This is a genomic window from Noviherbaspirillum suwonense (assembly GCF_900182955.1).
Lineage (GTDB): Bacteria > Pseudomonadota > Gammaproteobacteria > Burkholderiales > Burkholderiaceae_D > Noviherbaspirillum_A > Noviherbaspirillum_A suwonense.
Window position 1 is genome coordinate 148,673 of sequence record NZ_FXUL01000010.1, and the last position, 17,731, is coordinate 166,403.

At 67.6% G+C, this 17,731-nt stretch carries 13 protein-coding genes; 9 read left to right on the plus strand and 4 right to left on the minus strand.

Annotation, left to right across the window (positions count from 1 at the left end; genetic code table 11):
• A complete protein-coding gene (locus tag QOL82_RS14480; protein ID WP_283442989.1) occupies positions 1-1,005 on the minus strand; it encodes a TRAP transporter substrate-binding protein in 1,005 nt (334 codons plus the stop codon).
• Positions 1,006-1,111: 106 nt separating this feature from the next.
• Complete coding sequence (locus QOL82_RS14485; protein ID WP_283442990.1) at positions 1,112-1,999, minus strand: LysR family transcriptional regulator; 888 nt, start codon at positions 1,997-1,999, stop codon at positions 1,112-1,114.
• A 159-nt stretch (positions 2,000-2,158) separates the two neighbouring features.
• Here QOL82_RS14485 and QOL82_RS14490 point away from each other — a divergent pair, with 159 nt between their 5' ends.
• From QOL82_RS14490 to QOL82_RS14505, 4 genes are all read left to right on the plus strand, one after another.
• Positions 2,159-2,683, plus strand: coding sequence for a hypothetical protein (locus QOL82_RS14490; protein WP_283442991.1), 525 nt, complete (start codon positions 2,159-2,161; stop codon positions 2,681-2,683).
• A 259-nt stretch (positions 2,684-2,942) separates the two neighbouring features.
• Positions 2,943-3,602: a CAP domain-containing protein gene (locus tag QOL82_RS14495; RefSeq protein WP_283442992.1), complete on the plus strand. Its 660-nt coding sequence runs from the start codon at positions 2,943-2,945 to the stop codon at positions 3,600-3,602.
• A 155-nt stretch (positions 3,603-3,757) separates the two neighbouring features.
• Positions 3,758-5,485 (plus strand): methyl-accepting chemotaxis protein, encoded by a 1,728-nt coding sequence (locus QOL82_RS14500; protein WP_283442993.1) that lies wholly within the window; start codon positions 3,758-3,760, stop codon positions 5,483-5,485.
• A gap of 131 nt (positions 5,486-5,616) precedes the next feature.
• Positions 5,617-5,826, plus strand: a complete 210-nt coding sequence (locus QOL82_RS14505) for a hypothetical protein (protein WP_283442994.1) — start codon at positions 5,617-5,619, stop codon at positions 5,824-5,826.
• A gap of 7 nt (positions 5,827-5,833) precedes the next feature.
• On the opposite strand, the gene QOL82_RS14510 is transcribed toward QOL82_RS14505, so the two are convergent.
• Positions 5,834-7,330, minus strand: a complete 1,497-nt coding sequence (locus QOL82_RS14510) for an AMP nucleosidase (RefSeq protein WP_283442995.1) — start codon at positions 7,328-7,330, stop codon at positions 5,834-5,836.
• A 176-nt stretch (positions 7,331-7,506) separates the two neighbouring features.
• Between QOL82_RS14510 and QOL82_RS14515 the strand changes: the two genes are divergently transcribed.
• From QOL82_RS14515 to QOL82_RS14525, 3 genes are read left to right on the plus strand one after another with little or no spacing between them, the layout of a single operon-like run.
• On the plus strand, positions 7,507-9,390 hold the full coding sequence (locus tag QOL82_RS14515) for a potassium transporter Kup (RefSeq protein ID WP_283442996.1): 1,884 nt from the start codon (positions 7,507-7,509) through the stop codon (positions 9,388-9,390).
• A gap of 53 nt (positions 9,391-9,443) precedes the next feature.
• Positions 9,444-10,973, plus strand: coding sequence for a DUF4118 domain-containing protein (locus tag QOL82_RS14520; RefSeq protein ID WP_283442997.1), 1,530 nt, complete (start codon positions 9,444-9,446; stop codon positions 10,971-10,973).
• Positions 10,970-11,680, plus strand: a complete 711-nt coding sequence (locus tag QOL82_RS14525) for a response regulator (protein ID WP_283442998.1) — start codon at positions 10,970-10,972, stop codon at positions 11,678-11,680. The genes QOL82_RS14520 and QOL82_RS14525 overlap by 4 nt, the downstream gene beginning before the upstream one ends.
• Positions 11,681-11,872: 192 nt before the next feature.
• On the opposite strand, the gene QOL82_RS14530 is transcribed toward QOL82_RS14525, so the two are convergent.
• Positions 11,873-13,159, minus strand: a complete 1,287-nt coding sequence (locus QOL82_RS14530) for a M20/M25/M40 family metallo-hydrolase (protein WP_283442999.1) — start codon at positions 13,157-13,159, stop codon at positions 11,873-11,875.
• A 97-nt stretch (positions 13,160-13,256) separates the two neighbouring features.
• Between QOL82_RS14530 and QOL82_RS14535 the strand changes: the two genes are divergently transcribed.
• The gene (locus QOL82_RS14535) at positions 13,257-13,736 is read left to right on the plus strand and encodes an NUDIX domain-containing protein (RefSeq protein ID WP_283443000.1); all 480 of its coding nucleotides are present in this window, start codon (positions 13,257-13,259) and stop codon (positions 13,734-13,736) included.
• Positions 13,737-13,933: 197 nt separating this feature from the next.
• A complete protein-coding gene (locus tag QOL82_RS14540) occupies positions 13,934-17,722 on the plus strand; it encodes a bifunctional diguanylate cyclase/phosphodiesterase (RefSeq protein WP_283443001.1) in 3,789 nt (1,262 codons plus the stop codon).
• Positions 17,723-17,731: the final 9 nt, after the last annotated feature.

A 17,731-nucleotide genomic window follows, 5' to 3' on the forward strand; every position in this document is an offset into this window, starting at 1 on the left:
TTACAGCGCATCCGGGTTGAAGTTGGTTTCCTTGTAGATCGATTGCAGCAGGTCGCGCCCGACCATGCCTTCCATCTGCTTGTGGGTCTTCACCATCGCCTTCTTCCACGCGTTGCGCTCGTCCTTGCTAAGCTCGATGATCTGGGTCTTGCCCGACTTGCGGATCGCTTCCAGCGCATCGTCGTTTTCCTTCTTGGCGATGTCGTTGAAGTAGTTGGTGGTGTCCTTCATCGCGCCGTCCAGCGTGGCCCGCAGGTCGGCCGGCAGGCCGTCGACGAAGCGCTTGTTCATGATGACCGCATAGCCGTGGTAGCCATGGTCGGACAGCGTCATGTACTTCTGCACCTCGTGCATCTTCTGCGTATAGATATTGGACGTCGGGTTTTCCTGGCCGTCGACCACGCCGGTCTGCAGCGCCTGGTACAGCTCGGAAAAGCCCATCATCTGCGGCAGCGCGCCGACCGAGCGCATCTGCGCGTCGAGCACCTTGGACGACTGGATGCGCATCTTCACGCCCTTGAAGTCGTCCGGCATGCGCAGCGGCTTGTTGGCCGTCATTTCCTTGAAGCCGTTGTTCCAGAAGGCCATGCCGGTGATGCCCTTGCTCTCCAGCTTCTTCATCATGCCCTGCCCGATCGGCCCCTCGGTGACCCGGCGCGCCTCGGCGACATTGTCGAACAGGTAAGGCAGGTCCAGCACCTCGAATTCGCGCACGCCCATCGGGCCGAACTTGCCCGGCGCGGGCGCCAGCATCTGCACCGCGCCCATCTGCAGCGCCTCGACTTCTTCCTTGTCCTTGTACAGCGTGCCGTTCGGGAACAGCTCGACCTTGACCCGGCCCTTGCTGCGCTCCTCCATGATCTTCTTGAAGAATTCGCCGGCCTTGCCCTTGGGCGTGTCGGTGGTGGTGACGTGGCTGAACTTGATGACGATGGGCTGCTGCGCGAAGGCGGCGTTCATGGCGAAGGCGGCGGCGAGGCCGGCGATCAGGATGCGGACTTTCATGTTTGTCTCCGTGGTTTTTGTGCTGTGGGCCCATGGTATGCGCCGCGCTCCCGGCGGAAAACCAGTATTTGGCGAATGCGCCTTCGCGAAATACGATGGCAGGACGCTACTCCGCCTGGCGCAGGTGCGCCACCAGCAGCTGCGCGGCCACCGGCAGCGCCGCCAGCGAGCGCACGCAGATCTTCAGCTGCCTGCGCGCCCACGGTTCATCCAGCGACAGCACCGCGATGCCCAGCGTGCGCCGGTACGGCTCGGCCACCGCGCGCGGCATGATGCCGATGCCCAGGCCGGTCTCGACCATGAAGCACAGCGCGTCGTAGCTGGTGACATGGATGGTGGTGCGCATGGTCTTGCCGAGGTCGTTGGCGGCCTTGATCAGCTGCAGGTTGATCGCGCTGTCCGCATGCAGGCCGACGAACGCATAGTCCAGCGTGCTGGCGAAGGCCACCGACGACTGCCGCGCCAGCGCATGGCCGAAAGGCGCGATCAGCACCAGTTCGTCGTCCCGGTAGGGAAACACTTCCAGGCTGTGCCCGTGCGACATCATGGTGAAGATGCCGATGTCGGCGACGTTCTCCGCGACGCCCTTGGTGATCGCGGTGCTGATGTCTTCCTGCAGGTGGATCTGCACTTCCGGATGCTGCGCGAGGAAGCTCTTGATGGCACGCGGCAGGAACTGGGTAATCGCCGAGATGTTGGCCATGATGCGCACATGGCCGCGCACGCCGGTCGCGTACTCGCTCATCTGCGCGACGATCTCGTCCATTTCATGCAGCACGCTGCGCGCCATGTTGGCCAGCGCGATGCCGGCGGCGGTGGCTTCCACGCCCTTGTTGGTGCGGGCCAGCAGCTGCGTCTTCAGGATGGCCTCGAGGTCGCTGATGCGCTTGCTCACCGCCGACGCGGCCGTGTGCGAACGCTCGGCGGCAGCGCTGATGGAGCCGGTCTCGACGATGTCGACGAACAGGCGCAGGGAGACGGGGTCCAGCTTCATGGGCGGCGCGGGTTGGAAATGGAGGACTGGGATTATAAAGAGGATGCGGCAACCTCCTTGTCCGCACGCAAAATACCGGAGCGCAGGCCACCGCAGGCGATTGACGCCGGCAATGGCCGGGCCTAATGTTAATTCGTCAAATAATATGAATCCGTCACGATGAAATCCTCCGACCTGACCCCGATGCGCCGCCTTCGCGCATATGTCGCGCTGCCCGCCCTGCTGCTGCTGTCGGCCTGCGCCGGCCTTGGCGGGCCGCCGCTCGCGCCCGGCGCCACCGAAGCCGATGTCCTCGCCCGGCTCGGGCGTCCGACCCATGTCTACCCTGATGGCGGCGGCCGCGTCCTTGAATACATGCATGGCCCGATGGGCCAGACCACCGACATGGCCCGCATCGGGCCGGACGGCCGGCTGCAGTCGATCGAGCAGGTGCTGACCATGGAAAAATTTGCCCGCATCGTTCCCGGCCAGACCCGCCAGGACGAGGTGCTGCGCACGGTCGGCGCGCCGAGCGAGATCCGGTTCTACCGGAACGTGGGCATGAACGGCTGGAATTACCCGTTCAAGGAAAGCAATACCTGGGATTCGATGATGACGATCTACATCGACGACACCGGCCTGGTGCGCCGCCTGGAAAACGGCCCCGACCCGCGCCGCATGCCGTCCGATTCCAACCGCAGCTAGGCGCTCTCCCGGCAGCGACCAAAGCGGCCCGACCGCGCTGCCCGCAGCCGCGGATGACCGCTTGCCCCTGCCGCCCGCGGCGTCCGGGAAGACGGCGCCTGCCTGCCTTGCATCGCCGCAATGCTGCCGCCCGTCACTGGGCCGGCCCCCGACCCTCCCGCCGGGTGAACTTTGGATTCCCATGCCAGTCCATGCGACGGACCGATGTTGCCAGCCGGCGATTTCTGTCCGTCATTCAACGACCCATGGAGTTTATCTTTTGAACATCAAACTGCCCTTCCTTCTCGCCACCGTTTCCATCGCCCTGACTGCCTGCGGCGGCGGCAATGCGGATGAAGGCGGCACGCGCACGCTGGCTGCCTCCGCCGTGTCGGACGAGGCGACGCCGGCCAGCCAGCAGCTGGCCCGCCGCAGGGTCGTCACCACCCCGCCGGCCACGACCACGCCGACGACGCCGACCACCACCGCCCAGCTCGATCCGCGCCTCACCTGCGGCCTGCCCAATTTCCAGCAGGAGATCCTCGACCGGGTCAATCAGGCCCGCGCCGCCGGCCGCACCTGCGGCAGCACCAGCTACGGCCCGGCGCCGGCGCTGCGCTGGAACGGCGTGCTGTTCAATGCCGCCGGCGCGCATTCGACCGACATGGCCGCCAACAATTACTTTTCCCATTCGAGCCAGGACGGCCGCAACCCGGGCCAGCGCATCACCGGCGCCGGCTACGCATGGAGCGCCTACGGCGAGAACATCGCCGCCGGCCAGGCCAGCGCGCAAGCGGTGGTCGACGGCTGGCTGGCCAGCCCCGGGCATTGCGCCAACATCATGAATGCGAGATACGCCGACATGGCCACCGCCTGCGTCGCCAGCAGCACATCCACCTACCGCACTTACTGGACCATGGACCTCGCACGGCCCTATTGATACCGCCGGTCAATTTTTTTCACGCACGCATTAAAGATTGTAAAGTTTCCGTACGTTAATATAACGCGGGCCTTCCGGGTTTGTATCGATGTAACCGAGACGCCGACCGCACACTGCGGCGGCATAACAAAAAACCAATCTTTGAGCGTGCAACAATGTCATTGTCAAATTTCAAAGTAAGCACCCGCCTGGCCGCCGGCTTCGGCATCGTCATCCTGCTGCTGGTCGGCATCATGGCGCTGGGAATCAACCGGCTGTCCGTCGTCAATGAGGCCACCGAAGTCATCAGCAAGCAGCGCTATCCGGTGATCCGCCTGGCCTTCATGGTCAACAGCGACATCAGCGCCATCGCCATTTCGATGCGCAACACCGTGCTGACCGAAAACGAGGACGTGGTCAAGCGCGAGGTGGAAAGCATCAAGGCGGCGTCGGCCCGCATCACCGCCAACCTTGACACGATAGGCAAGGGCCTCAGCACCGAAAAAGGCAAGGCGCTGTTCAAGACCATCGTCGACGCCCGCGCGCCCTACCAGGCGCACCAGAAGGAATTCATCGCGATGGTCACCGAGGGCCGCAGCGCGATGGCCACCAACCTGCTGATGATGACGATGCAGAAGGAGCAGGCCGCCTACATGGCCTCGGTGCAGAGCCTGGTCACGCTGGGCGACAAGCTGGTGGACCAGGCCAGCCAGGATTCGGTCGCCGTCTACGAGAGCGGCCGGATGGTGATGATGGCGCTCGCCGCGGCGGCCATCGTGTTCGCCGCCGTCTTCGCCTGGATGCTCAGCCGCAGCATCACCCGTCCGCTGCAGCGCGCCGTCGAGATTGCGCGCACCGTCGCCAGCGGCGACCTGTCGCAGAAATCCGGGGCGACCAGCCGCGACGAGACCGGCCAGCTGATGCTGGCGCTGCAGGAAATGACGGCCAGCCTGGTCGGCATCGTCAACAACGTCCGGCGCGGCACCGACAGCATCGCCGTCTCGTCGCGCGAGATCGCGGCAGGCAACATGGACCTGTCCTCGCGCACCGAACAGCAGGCCAGCTCGCTGGAAGAAACCGCGTCGGCAATGGAAGAACTCACCGCGACCGTGAAGCAGAACGCCGACAATGCGCGCCAGGCCAACCAGCTCGCGCTGACCGCGTCCGGCGTGGCCAGCGAGGGCGGCCAGGTGGTCGACCGGGTGGTCGACACCATGGTCGCGATCGACGCGTCGTCGCGCAAGATCGTCGACATCATCAGCGTCATCGACGGCATTGCCTTCCAGACCAATATCCTGGCGCTGAACGCGGCGGTCGAAGCCGCCCGCGCCGGCGAACAGGGCCGCGGTTTCGCGGTGGTCGCGGCGGAAGTGCGCAGCCTCGCGCAGCGCTCGGCCGCGGCGGCCCGCGAGATCAAGGGGCTGATCGGCGACTCGGTGGAAAAGGTCGAAACCGGCGGCAAGCTGGTCCGTCAGGCCGGCGCGACCATCCGCGAGGTCGTCGTCAGCGTGCAGCGGGTGACCGACATCATGGCCGAGATCACCGCGGCCAGCAACGAGCAGAGCGCCGGCATCGAGCAGGTCAATTACGCGATTTCGCAGATGGACCAGGTCACGCAGCAGAATGCCGCGCTGGTGGAGGAAGCGGCGGCGGCGGCCGGCTCGATGCAGGAGCAGGCGGCGACGCTGGCCGGCGTGGTCGGCGCATTCCGGCTGGATGCGGCGGACCGGCAGGCTTTGATGCCCGCGATGATTTCGCCGGCGGATGCACCGGCCCCGGCATCAGCCCCGGCCCGCGCGCCGGCAACGGCAGCGCCCCGGCCCGCGCGGCCTGCCGCCGTGGTCCCGGCGGCGCCCCGGCCTGCCGCAGCCGCCACGCACGGCGGCGACTGGGAAGAGTTCTGAGAGTTTTGCCGCACCGCGGCAAAAATCCGGGAACCCGGCGCCGCCGCGCCGCTCTGACTCCGACAGCGGCGGCCCCCTGCGCCGGGCATCATGCCTGGCGCCGCACCGCCTGCCATCGAGGAGGCGGCGCCATGAAAAATCCCTGGGGCAAGAAGAATCCCTTTCTCAGCATGTGGCTGTCCGGCGCCAACGCCATTGCCAGCGCGGCGCGAGGCCGCGCCACCGCCGAAGCGAAGCGGCAGGCCTCGGCCGCCGTGACCCGCGGCGCCAAAGAGGCGACCAGGCAGATGACCGACGCGCTCACCGGCAAGCCGCCGGCGAAAAAACGCCGCAAGCGCTAGGCCGGCATTACTGGAACGCCACTTCCGCGAAGCTGCGCAGCTTCCTGCTGTGCAGGCTGTCGAGGCCATTTTCCCTGAGCAGTTCCGCCGCCCGGATGCCGATGCGCAGGTGCTGGTCCACCCGCTGCCGGTAGAACTGGTTGGCCATGCCGGGCAGCTTGATCTCGCCGTGCAGCGGCTTGTCGGACACGCACAGCAGCGTGCCGTAGGGCACCCGGAAGCGGAAGCCGTTGGCGGCGATGGTCGCGCTTTCCATGTCCAGCGCCACGGCCCGGCTCTGGCTGAAGCGGCGTTCGGGCGTGCGGTGCGGCAGCAGTTCCCAGTTGCGGTTGTCGGTGCTGGCCACGGTGCCGGTGCGCATGATGCGCTTGAGGTCGGGGCCGGACAGGCGGGTCACTTCGGCCACCGCCTTTTCCAGCGCCAGCTGGATCTCGGCCAGCGCCGGTATCGGCACCCACAGCGGCAGGTCTTCGTCCAGCACATGGTCTTCCCGCACATAGCCGTGCGCCAGCACGTAGTCGCCCAGCTGCTGGGTGTTGCGCAGGCCCGCGCAGTGGCCCAGCATCAGCCACGCATGCGGCCGCAGAACCGCCACGTGGTCGGTGATGGTCTTCGCATTGGCCGGGCCGACGCCGATGTTGATCATGGTGATGCCGCTGCCGTCGGCCCGCACCAGGTGGTAGCCCGGCATCTGCGGCAGCCGCGGCGGCGCCATGCCGCGCTCGTCGTTCGGCTGCGCCGGCTGGCCGGCGCGGCGCGTGACCAGGTTGCCCGGCTCGACGAAGGCGATGTAGCCGTCGTCGCCCTCCATTGCGCTGCACATGATTTCCTGGCCGAGCTTGATGAATTCGTCGATGTAGAACTGGTAGTTCGTGAACAGCACGAAGTTCTGGAAATGTTCGGGCGCGGTGCCGGTGTAATGGCGCAGCCGCTGCAGCGAGTAGTCGACGCGCGGCGCGGTAAACAGCGACAGCGGATGCGGCTGGCCGGGCGGAATGTCGTCGGTGCCGTTGGCGATGCCGTCGTCCATCGTCGACAGGTCGGGCAGGTCGAACAGGTCGCGCATGCGCTGCAGCCGGTCGGCCGCCATGTCGGCCTCGACATGGTCGTGCTCGGCGAACGAAAAATGCACCGGGATGGGCTGCGCGCTGGTGCCGACCTCCAGCTGCACGTCCTGCCCGCCATGGTTCTTCAGCAGCAGCCTGAACTGCTGCAGGTAATAGTTGCCGAACAGGTCGGGCCGGGTCAGCGTGGTCTCGTAGGTGCCCGGGCCGGCGACGAAGCCGTAGGACAGCCGCGAGTCGGCCGGCCGGCTGGTCAGCGTATGCACCCGCACGAACGGATAGCAGGCACGCACCGGGGTCGTCAGGTTTTCGCCGCGGATGAATTCCTGCAGGTGGCGGCGCAGGTGCCGTATGCCGTTGTCGTAAATGGCGCGGACCTGTTCGAGCGCGGCGGCCGGATCGTCGAAGCGGGTGGTGGCGATGAATTGCGGTGTCAGCATGCTGGGCTCCGGTGTCGGTTTGGCGGGATGATGGACCTGCCGTTGCAAGAAGCGTTCCCTGCCATTGTAAGGCGAGCGCAGGGACGCGATTTTTACGCCATTTTTATATGCGCCCCCGTATCGTGTCTATCCGGCAAGCGCAATGCGCGGCCGGCCAACTTCGACCGGGGCCAGCCTTGACCACGCAATCCAGCAGCAGCGCCAGCAGCATCCGCACCCTCACCATCGCCGCCATCGGCATCGTCTACGGCGACATCGGCACCAGCCCGCTGTACACCATGAAGGAAGTGTTCTCCGCCGAGCACGGCATCGCGCTCAACCAGGCCAACCTGCTCGGCGTGGTGTCCCTGATCGTCTGGGGGCTGACCATCATCGTATCCCTGAAATATGTCACGCTGATTTTGCGGGCAGACAATCGCGGCGAAGGCGGCGTCATGTCGCTGATGGCGCTGGCGCTGGAGTCGGTCACAGCAAAGTCGCGCTGGACCACGCCGCTGATGCTGGTCGGCCTGGCGGGCGCCGCGCTGTTCTACGGCGACGGCGTGATCACGCCGGCGATCTCGGTGCTGTCGGCCATCGAGGGCCTCGAGGTGGCGACGCCGGCGATGAAGCCCTACGTGGTGCCGCTGACCGTGGCGGTGCTGGTCGGGCTCTACCTGCTGCAGAGCAAGGGCACCGGCGGCATCGGCAGGTGGTTCGGGCCTGTCATCATCGTGTGGTTCGCCGCGCTGGCCGGCATGGGCGTGGTCAACATCGCGCAGCGGCCCGACATCCTGGCCGCGCTCAACCCGTGGCATGCGATCGACTTCCTGCTGCGCAACCGCTGGCTGGCCTTCGTGTCGCTGGGCGCGGTGGTGCTGGCCTTCACCGGCGCCGAGGCGCTGTATGCCGACATGGGCCACTTCGGCAAGCGGCCGATACGGCTGGCCTGGTTCATGGTGGTGTTCCCGGCGCTGGCGCTCAATTACCTGGGCCAGGGCGCGCTGCTGCTGGCGCGGCCGGAAGCGATCGCCAACCCGTTCTACGCGCAGCTGGGCGCGTGGAGCATCTACCCGCTGGTGGCGCTGTCCACGGTGGCCACCGTGATCGCATCGCAGGCCACCATCTCGGGCACGTTCTCGGTGACCCAGCAGGCCATCGCGTTGGGCTTCCTGCCGCGCATGCGGGTGCTGTACACCTCGCAGCAGGAGATGGGCCAGATCTACATCCCGGTGGTGAACTGGCTGCAGCTCATCGTCGTGATCCTGGTCGTGGTCGGCTTCGGCTCCTCCTCCGGCATCGCCTCGGCCTACGGCATCGCGGTCACCGCGACCATGATGACCACCACCGTGCTGACCTTCTTCGTCATCCGCTACCGCTGGAAGTACAACCTGTTCCTGTGCTGGGCCGCCACCGGCTTCTTCCTGCTGATCGACGTCGCCTTCTTTTCCGCCAATACCCTCAAGATCCTGCATGGCGGCTGGTTCCCGCTGCTGCTGGGCGGCTGCATGATGACCGTGATGCTGACCTGGAAGCGCGGCCGCGCGCTGCTGTTCGGCAGCCTGCAGCGGCACGCGATCCCGCTGGGCGACTTCCTGCAGTCGCTGTTCGTGGCGCCGCCGGCGCGGGTCGAGGGCACGGCCGTGTTCTTCCGCGCCGAAGGCGACGGCGTGCCGCATGCGATGCTGCACAACCTGGCCCACAACAAGGTGCTGCACGAGCGCACGCTGTTCCTGACCGTCTACAATCGCGACGTGCCCCGGGTGCCGCTGGCCGAGCGCGTCACCGTGACGCCGCTCGGGCACCAGTGCTTCCAGGTCGACGTGCGCTACGGCTTCAATGACGAGCGCGACATACCGCAGGCGCTGGCGCTGTGCGCCGAACAGGGACTGGAAACGGAAATCATGGCAACCTCCTTCTTCATCGCGCGCCAGAATATCCTGTCCACCGCCGCCGGCGGCATGGCGCGCTGGCGCGAGTCGCTGTTCGCCGCGATGTCGCGCAATGCGCGCGATGCGGCGGATTACTACCGGGTGCCCGCCAACCGCGTGATCGAACTCGGCACCCAGGTGGAAATCTGACCATCCCGCAACCCTAAAAACCCGCCTGGCTGACAGGCTAACGAGCAGGACCGATGAACCGACCCGCGCAATCCGCACTCGACCTGGCCGACCGGCAGCCGCCGCGCATCGGCCCCTGGCTATGGACCGCGGCGGGCTGCGCCGCGGCCACCCTGCTGGCGATGGCGCTGCGCCCGTGGCTGGCGCCGGAAAACCTGGTGATGCTGTACCTGATGGAAGTGGTGCTGGTGGCCGTGCGGCTGGACCGCATGCAGGCCGTGGCCGCGTCCTTCCTGGCGGTGGCGGCATTCGACCTGTTCGTGGTGCCGCCCTACTATTCGCTCGGCGTCGAGGACAGCCAGTACCTGCTGACCTTCGCCATCATGCTGACCGTGGCGCTGATCATCAGCGGTCTCACCAGCAGCCTCAAGATGCAGGCCAGCCTGGCGGAATACCGGGCGCGGCGCGCCGCGGCGCTGTTCGAGCTGTCGGGCGCGCTGTCGGCCGCGCTGACCCGCTCCCAGGTGGTGGAAGCCGGCTGCAGCCACCTGCAGGCGCTGTTCGACGCGCCCGCGCTGCTGCTGCTGGCCGACCGCGACGGCCGCCTGCAGGCGCCGGAAGGCGCGGCGCCGCCCTCGCCCGCCGTGCTGGCCGCGGCCGCGAAAATGATGGAGGACGACGGCGCGCCGCCGCCAGGCAGCGACGCCATCTACCTGCCGCTGCGCGCGCCGATGCGGCTGCGCGGCGTGCTGCTGCTGCAGCAGGCCGCCGCGCAGGTGCAGCCCGAGATGCTGCAGCTGCTGCAGACCTGCGCCGCGCAGATCGCGCTGGCGGTCGAGCGCGTGCATTACGTCGATGTCGCCCATGCCACGCAGGTCGAGATGGCGTCCGAGCGGCTGCGCAATTCGCTGTTGAGCGCGATCTCGCATGACGTGCGCACGCCGCTGACCGCCATCGTCGGCCTGTCCGGCACGCTGGCCGGCAGCCCGGCGCTGCCGCCCGAATCGCGCCAGGAGCTGGCCGAAGCCATCGAGGAGGAGGCGCTGCGCATGGAGCAGCTGGTGACCAACCTGCTCGACATGGCGCGGCTGCAGGCCGGCCCGGTGCAGCTGAACCGGCAGTGGCAGATGCTGGAGGAAGTGGTGGGCAGCGCGCTGAGCCTGCAGGCGCGCAGCCTGGCCGGCCGCCGCGTCGACCTGCGGCTTGCGCCCGCGCTGCCGCCGCTGGCGCTGGACGCGGTGCTGATCGAGCGCGTGCTGTGCAACCTGCTGGCCAACGCCAGCCGGATGGCGCCCGACGGCAGCCCGCTGGCAATCGAGGCTCGCCTCGACGGCGACATGGTGGAAGTCGCGCTCGAGGACCGCGGGCCGGGCGTCGCGCCGGCCGACCGCGAGCGCATCTTCGACAAGTTCAGCCGCGGCCACCCGGAAAGCACGGGCTCCGGCATGGGCCTGGGCCTGTCGATCTGCCGCGCCATCGTCGAGGCCCACGGCGGCCGCATCCGGGTCGAGCCGGGCGCGGACGGCGGCGCGCGTTTCCTGTTCACGCTGCCGGTCGGAAGCCCGCCGGACGAACGCCTGCTCGACGAAGCCGCGACGCCATGAACCTGCCCGATGCCGACAGCGCGCCGCCGGCGCACATCCTGCTGATCGAGGACGAGCGGCAGATACGCCGCTTCGTGCGCCTGACCCTGCAGGCCGCGCAGATGCGCGTGTCCGAGGCCGAGACCGGGCGCGAGGGCCTGGCGCTGGCCCGCCGCCAGCCCGACCTGATCCTGCTCGACCTGGGCCTGCCCGACATGGACGGGGTGGACCTGATACGCCAGCTGCGCAGCTGGAGCACGGTGCCGGTCATCGTGCTCTCCGCCCGCAGCGCCGAGGCGAAGAAGGTCGAGGCCCTCGACGCCGGCGCCGACGACTACCTGACCAAGCCCTTCGGCAATCCCGAACTGCTGGCCCGCATCCGCGTCCACCTGCGCAAGCGCCATGCGCCCGTCGGCGCGGACCTGCCGGTGCTCGCCTTCGGCGCGGTGGTCGTGGACCTGGCGCAGCGCAGCGTCACCCGCGACGGCCAGCCCCTGCACCTGACCCCGATCGAATTCAGGCTGCTGGCGACGCTCGCCCGCCATGCCGGACGGGTGCTGACGCATACCCAGCTGCTGCGGGAAGTCTGGGGGCCGGGACACGCGGAGCGCAGCCATTACCTGCGGGTCTACATGGGCCACCTGCGGCAGAAGATCGAAGCCGATCCGGCGCGGCCGGTGCACATCATCACCGAGACGGGCGTGGGTTACCGGCTGATGACAGGTTGAACGGGGGAGTGGCGGAGGGCCGGGTGTCGCGGGCGGGCCGGGTTGACCGGCTTGACGCAGTCGAGGCCACGGATCGTGGCCTCGAGGATGTACAGCAGTCGCTGCATCTGCCCCGGAGACAGCCGGCGGCGGACGCGCAAGGATCGTTGCAGGCGACCGGCATGACCGATCGCCCGCTCGCCTGCTGGTCTTTTACTTCAACTGCCCCCGCGACACATCCATCACCATCCGCGCCGCCAGGTACAGCCGCGGCTCGATGCTGTCGAGCAGGATGTATTCGGCGTCGGCGGTGTGCGCGCCGAAGCCCTGGAGCCCGAAGCGCTCGACCACGGCATTCCGGTTGCCCTGCGCGGCGAACGCCGCGTCGGTCCCGCCGCCCTCGGCGACCGGGTCGACCACCAGTTCACGCCCCAGCTCGCGATAGACCGACTGCGCATGGCGCGCCAGCGCCTGCGAGGCGTCGGAGGCTTCCAGCGGTGGACGGCGGCGTTCGAACACGGCGGTGACCTTGGATTCCGGCAGCAGCTTCTGTGCGCTGCGTTCCTGCACCTGCCGCTCGATGCCGTCGTAGTCGGCCGCACGCAATACGCGCACGTCGGCCTGCGCCTGCGCGTCGGCCGGGATCACGTTGCGGTTGGAGCCGGCGCTGGCCAGGGTCCAGTTCATCTTCACGCCGGTGGACGCATCCGACAGCTTGCTCATCTGCGTGACCTGGTGCGCCATTTCATACAGCGCGTTGACGCCCTTCTCCGGCGCCGAACCGGCATGCGATGCGCGGCCCTGCACCTTCAGCGTGACCGCGCCGATGCCGGCCGTGGCCAGCGACAGCTTGTCGGAATTGGCGCGCGAGGACTCGAACGACATCGTCACGTCATGCTCGGCACCCAGCTTCGCGATCAGCTTGCGCGAACCCGGCGAGCTGATCTCCTCGTCGGCATTGATCAGCACGGTCAGGGTGCCGTAGTCCTTGAAGCCCATGTCCTTCAGCATCGCGATCGTGTGCAGTATGGTGGCGATGCCCTGCTTGTCGTCGGCGATGGCCAGGCCGTAGGCCTTGTCGCCGTCGATGCGGAACGGCTGCTTCTCCAGCATGCCCTTCAGGTACACGGTGTCCATGTGGGCCAGCATCATGATGTTCTTGCTGCCGTTGCCCTTGAAGGTTGCGCGCACCACGCGGCCGACCTTCTCCGGCGTGTCTTCCATCCGGTAGACGTCATTGTTGACATCGACCAGCTGCACGTCGCCGCCCAGCGTCTTGAGGCGCGCGGCCACCAGCTCGGCGACCTTGTCCAGGCCTTCCAGGTCGCGGCTGCCGGACTCGATATTGCAGAGCGACTTCAGCGTCTCGAGCAGGGGCGCCTTGTGTTTCCTGGCCTCGGCCAGCACCGGCTCGACCGGCTGGCCGGCGGCGAAGGCCGGCGCGGCGAGCGCGGCGGCGAGGATCAGCGGAAGGATGCGCAATTTGCAGGCAGGGATCATCGTGGAATCCATAAAGAAAAAAGGTGGCAAGAATGCCATAGTAAAGACACAATTTCCAGAAAACCCCATCCCAATCGCCCTCACCCTGGAACCCGCCATGAATTTCTGCCCGATCTGCGCCACGCCCCTCGAAACCCGCCTGATGGAAAACGTGCCGCGGCTGGCATGCAGCGACGCATCCTGCGCCTACGTGCATTGGGACAACCCGGTGCCCGTGGTCGCCGCGCTGGTCCAGTACCGGGGCGGCGTGCTGCTGGCCCGCAATGTTGCCTGGCCCGAGGGACGCTTCTCGGTCATCACCGGTTTCCTGGAAAAAGGCGAAGACCCGGAGCAGGCAGTGCTGCGGGAAGTCGAGGAAGAACTCGGCCTGCGGGGACGACTCAAAGGCTTCATCGGCTATTACCCGTTCTACCCGCAGAACCAGCTCATCCTGGCGTTCGACGTGGAAGCCGAAGGCGACGTCGCGCTCAATCACGAACTGGCGGAATACCGGGTGGTCGCCATCGACAAGCTGCGTCCCTGGGATTTCGGGACCGGCCTGGCCGTGCGCGACTGGCTGGCCGGCCGGCAGGCCTGACCGCCGCCTGCCGGAATTGCATGCCAGAAAGTTATCGCAGGGGATTTGAACCTTCTACTGAAAGTAACTGTCAAGAGTAACTGTAGGGCAAGATGCTTTTTGGTATCGTAAACCTTGTCTAGCGTTGAACCTGGCGTACACGCGCGTGCTGCAGCCGATGGAAAAATGGCTGCGCGGCAAACAACAAGTCAAGCTCGATGAGCACGCACTGGAAGAATCAAATCGACATCCTGATCAGTCCGCAGGACGGTGGCAACATGGCAGAACGGGTGCGCCGCCACGACTGGGCCTCTACCAGACTGGGCCCGGCGGACGCGTGGCCGGACAATCTCCGCGTGGCCGTCGGCATGCTGCTCGCGCTGCCGCTGCCGGGGATGCTGCTGTGGGGCGCGGAACAGGTCATGTTCCATAACGAAGCGTTTGCCCGGCTGCTCGGCGGGCGCTTTCCCGACCTGCTGGGCGCCTCCTACCCGCGTCACTGGCCGCCCGACTGCCCGCTGGCGGCGCCGCTGCATGCGCTGCTGATGAACCGCCAGGCCGGCGTCTTTCCCCAACAACTGCTGCCCGTGATGCGCGCGGGCCGGGAGGAGTTGCGGCTGCACAGCATCAGCTGCAGCCCGGTCCCGGAACACAAGGGCGCGCCGGGCGGCATGCTGCTGCTGCTGCAGGATGTCGGCCCGGGCGACGCCGGCCAGCATGCGCGGCCGGACGCAGTCCTGCAGGCGGAGCGCATGCACCTGCTGGACGAAGTGTTCCGCCGCTCGCCGTCGTTCGTGCATGTGCTGGGCGGCCCCGACTACCGGGTCGAGTTTGCCAATGACGCGTATTGCACGCTGCTTGGCGGGCGCGCGCTGCTGGGCCGCCCGCTGCTCGAGGCCGCGCCCGAGCTGGCGGCGGCCGGTTATGACGCGATCCTGGCCGAGGTGCGCGCCAGCGGCGAGCCGTATGTCGGGCGCGAGCAGCCGGTGCTGCTGGCGCGTGCGCCGGGCGCGCCGCCCGAGGAACGCATACTCGACATCGTCTATTCGCCGCTGCCCGACAGCGCCGGCCGCCATGCCTGGCTGCTCGGCTATGGCGTCGACGTGACCGAGAAATCCCGCGCGCGGCGCCTGGCGGAACAGCGGCTGCGCGACAGCGAGGCGCGGCTGGCGGCGATTTTTTCGAGGGCGGCCGCGGGCCTGTCCGAAGTGTCGGTGGACGGCCGTTTCCTGCGCATCAACGACACCCTGTGCCGGATGCTGGGGCGGCCGCGCGAGGCATTGCTGGGCGCCAGCATTACCGAGGTGACGCACCCGGACGACATCCCGCCCAGTCTCGAGGCGGTACAGCGCCTGCTCGCCACCGGCGAGCCGGTGGCGCTCGACAAGCGCTACCTGAGGCAGGACGGGAGCGTCGTCTTCTGCAACAGCGCGCTGACCCGCCTGGACGATGCGTCGGGGCAGCCGCGCGCGCTGCTGGTCGTCACCGTCGACCTGACCGCGCGGCGGCTCGCCGAGGCGGCGCTGCGCGAAAGCGAGGCATTCCACCGCTACGCGGCGGAAGCCGGCGGCATCGGCAAGTGGGAAATGGACCTGGCGACGGGCGAGATCGAGGTGTCGCCGCAGATGGCCGCGCTGCTCGGCTACCCGAATGTGCAGAAACGATTTTCCAGGATGGAATGGACCGGCATGGTGCTCCCCGAGGACCTGCCGCGGCTGCTGGAGGCGATGGAGGCAGCCGCCAGCGCCGACGCCCAGCTGGAACTGGAGATGCGCGTCGCCGTGCGCGAGAGCAGCGAGATCCGCTGGCTGCACGTGCGCGGCGGCATGATCAGGAACGGCGGCGGCAGCGCCAGGCTGCATGGCGTCTCGCTCGACATCACCGAGCGCAAGGCGACCGAGGCGGCGCTGCGCGCCAGCGAGGAGCGCTACCGGATGCTGACCGAGATGAGCCCGGACGCCGCGCTGGTCAGCGTCGACGGCTGCATCGTCTATGCGAACCCGGCCGCGGCCGCGATGCTGGGCGCGCCCGGCGCCGGCGTGCTGACCGGCCGCGCGCTGCTGATCTTCATCGAGCCGGAGTTCCACGAAGCCGTGCGCCGGAGCATGGGCGCGGCCGCGCACGACGGCGGCTCGCCGCTGGCGCAGCAGCGCTGGCGCCGGCTGGACGGCGGCCAGGTCGCGGTCGAGGTGTCGGCCGGCGCGATCACCTGGGAAGGCCGGCCGGCGACCCAGCTGCTGCTGCGCGACGTCACCGGGCAGCACCGGATACAGGAGGCGCTGCGCATCAGCAACGAGCGCCTGAAGCTGGCCATCGAAGGCTCGGGCGAAGGCATCTGGGACTGGGACATCAGCAACGACAGCTACCACTTCTCCGAGAACCTGAAGCGCATGATGGCCTGGGACCCGGAAAGCGAGTCGCCGGGCGGCATCAAGGAGGCGATGCGCAAGCGCATCCACCCGGACGACCTGCCGCGCATCCGGGCGGCGCTGCAGGCCTATGTCGAAGGCCGCGAAAGCGCGTACAGCTGCGAATTCCGGGTGCAGCGCGCCGACGGCGTGTGGCTATGGATGCTGTCGCGCGGCATCATCGTGGCGCGCGACGACAATGGCATGCCGCTGCTCATGACCGGCACCACGTCCGACATATCGGCCAAGAAGCAGGCGGACGAACGGATCTGGCATCACGCCAACTTCGACGCGCTGACCGGCCTGCCCAACCGCCGCCTGTTCCGCGACCGGCTCGACCAGGAGGTGCGCAAGGCCGCGCGCGGCAGCAAGCAGGTGGCGCTGCTGTTCATCGACCTCGACCGTTTCAAGCAGGTCAACGACCTGCTGGGCCACGATGCCGGCGACCTGCTGCTGGCGCAATGCGCCAGCCGCATCAAGGGCTGCGTGCGCGAATCCGACACGGTGGCGCGGCTCGGCGGCGACGAGTTCACCGTGATCCTGACCGCGCCCGAGTCGCCGGCGCGGGTCGAGCATGTCTGCCAGAAGATCCTGCACACGCTGGAAAGCCCTTTCCTGATCGGCAAGGAAGTCGCCTACATGTCGGGCAGCATAGGCGTGACCCTGTATCCGAATGACGCGACGACATCGGAAGAGCTGATCCGCAAGGCCGACCAGGCGATGTACGCGGCCAAGAACGCCGGCAAGAACCAGTTCAGCTACTTCACGTATGCGATGGATGAAAAGGCGCACCTGCGGCTGCGGCTGGCGAGCGAGCTGCGCAGCGCGCTGCCGGCCGGCCAGCTCGAGGTGTTTTACCAGCCGGTGCTGGACCTGGCCAGCGGCCGGCTGGTCAAGGCCGAGGCGCTGCTGCGCTGGCATCATCCGCGGCTGGGGCTGGTGGAGCCGACCAGCTTCATCCCGCTGGCCGAGGAAACCGGGCAGATCAACCAGATCGGCGCCTGGGTGTTCAAGGAAGCGGCGTCGCGCTCGCTGCAGTGGCAGGAGCAGCTGGGCGAAGGCTTCCAGATCAGCGTCAACAAGTCGCCCATCCAGTTCCTGTCCCACAATGACGACAACGACTGGCTGCAGCACCTGCGGCAGCTGGGGCTGCCCGGCAGCAGCATCGCCATCGAGCTGACCGAAGGCATGCTGCTGCATGCGTCGACCAGCGTCACCGACAAGCTGCTGGAATACCGGGACGCCGGCATACAGGTGGCCATCGACGACTTCGGCACCGGCTATTCGTCGATGGCCTACCTGAAGCGGTTCGACATCGACTACCTGAAGATCGACCAGTCCTTCGTGGCCGAGATCGCGACCGACGAAGGCAGCCGCACCATCGCCGAATCCATCATCGTGATGGCGCACAAGCTGGGGCTGAAGGTGATCGCGGAAGGCATAGAAACCGGGGCGCAGCTGGCGATGCTGAAGCAGGCCGGCTGCGACTACGGGCAGGGCTTCCTGTTTTCGGCCGCGCTGCCGGCGCACGGCTTCGAGGCGATGCTCGCGGCCGACCGCGCCGGCCGGGCCGGCTGGCGCGGCCTGTTCCAGGACTAGCGCGGCGCG

Bases quoted from the DNA above. Each gene is read 5' to 3' on its own strand.
- QOL82_RS14480 (WP_283442989.1), bottom strand. From the start codon at position 1,005: ATGAAAGTCCGCATCCTGATCGCCGGCCTCGCCGCCGCCTTCGCCATG.
- QOL82_RS14485 (WP_283442990.1), bottom strand. From the start codon at position 1,999: ATGAAGCTGGACCCCGTCTCCCTGCGCCTGTTCGTCGACATCGTCGAG.
- QOL82_RS14490 (WP_283442991.1), top strand. From the start codon at position 2,159: ATGAAATCCTCCGACCTGACCCCGATGCGCCGCCTTCGCGCATATGTC.
- QOL82_RS14500 (WP_283442993.1), top strand. From the start codon at position 3,758: ATGTCATTGTCAAATTTCAAAGTAAGCACCCGCCTGGCCGCCGGCTTC.
- QOL82_RS14505 (WP_283442994.1), top strand. From the start codon at position 5,617: ATGAAAAATCCCTGGGGCAAGAAGAATCCCTTTCTCAGCATGTGGCTG.
- QOL82_RS14510 (WP_283442995.1), bottom strand. From the start codon at position 7,330: ATGCTGACACCGCAATTCATCGCCACCACCCGCTTCGACGATCCGGCC.
- QOL82_RS14520 (WP_283442997.1), top strand. From the start codon at position 9,444: ATGAACCGACCCGCGCAATCCGCACTCGACCTGGCCGACCGGCAGCCG.
- QOL82_RS14525 (WP_283442998.1), top strand. From the start codon at position 10,970: ATGAACCTGCCCGATGCCGACAGCGCGCCGCCGGCGCACATCCTGCTG.
- QOL82_RS14530 (WP_283442999.1), bottom strand. From the start codon at position 13,159: ATGATCCCTGCCTGCAAATTGCGCATCCTTCCGCTGATCCTCGCCGCC.
- QOL82_RS14535 (WP_283443000.1), top strand. From the start codon at position 13,257: ATGAATTTCTGCCCGATCTGCGCCACGCCCCTCGAAACCCGCCTGATG.
- QOL82_RS14540 (WP_283443001.1), top strand. From the start codon at position 13,934: ATGAGCACGCACTGGAAGAATCAAATCGACATCCTGATCAGTCCGCAG.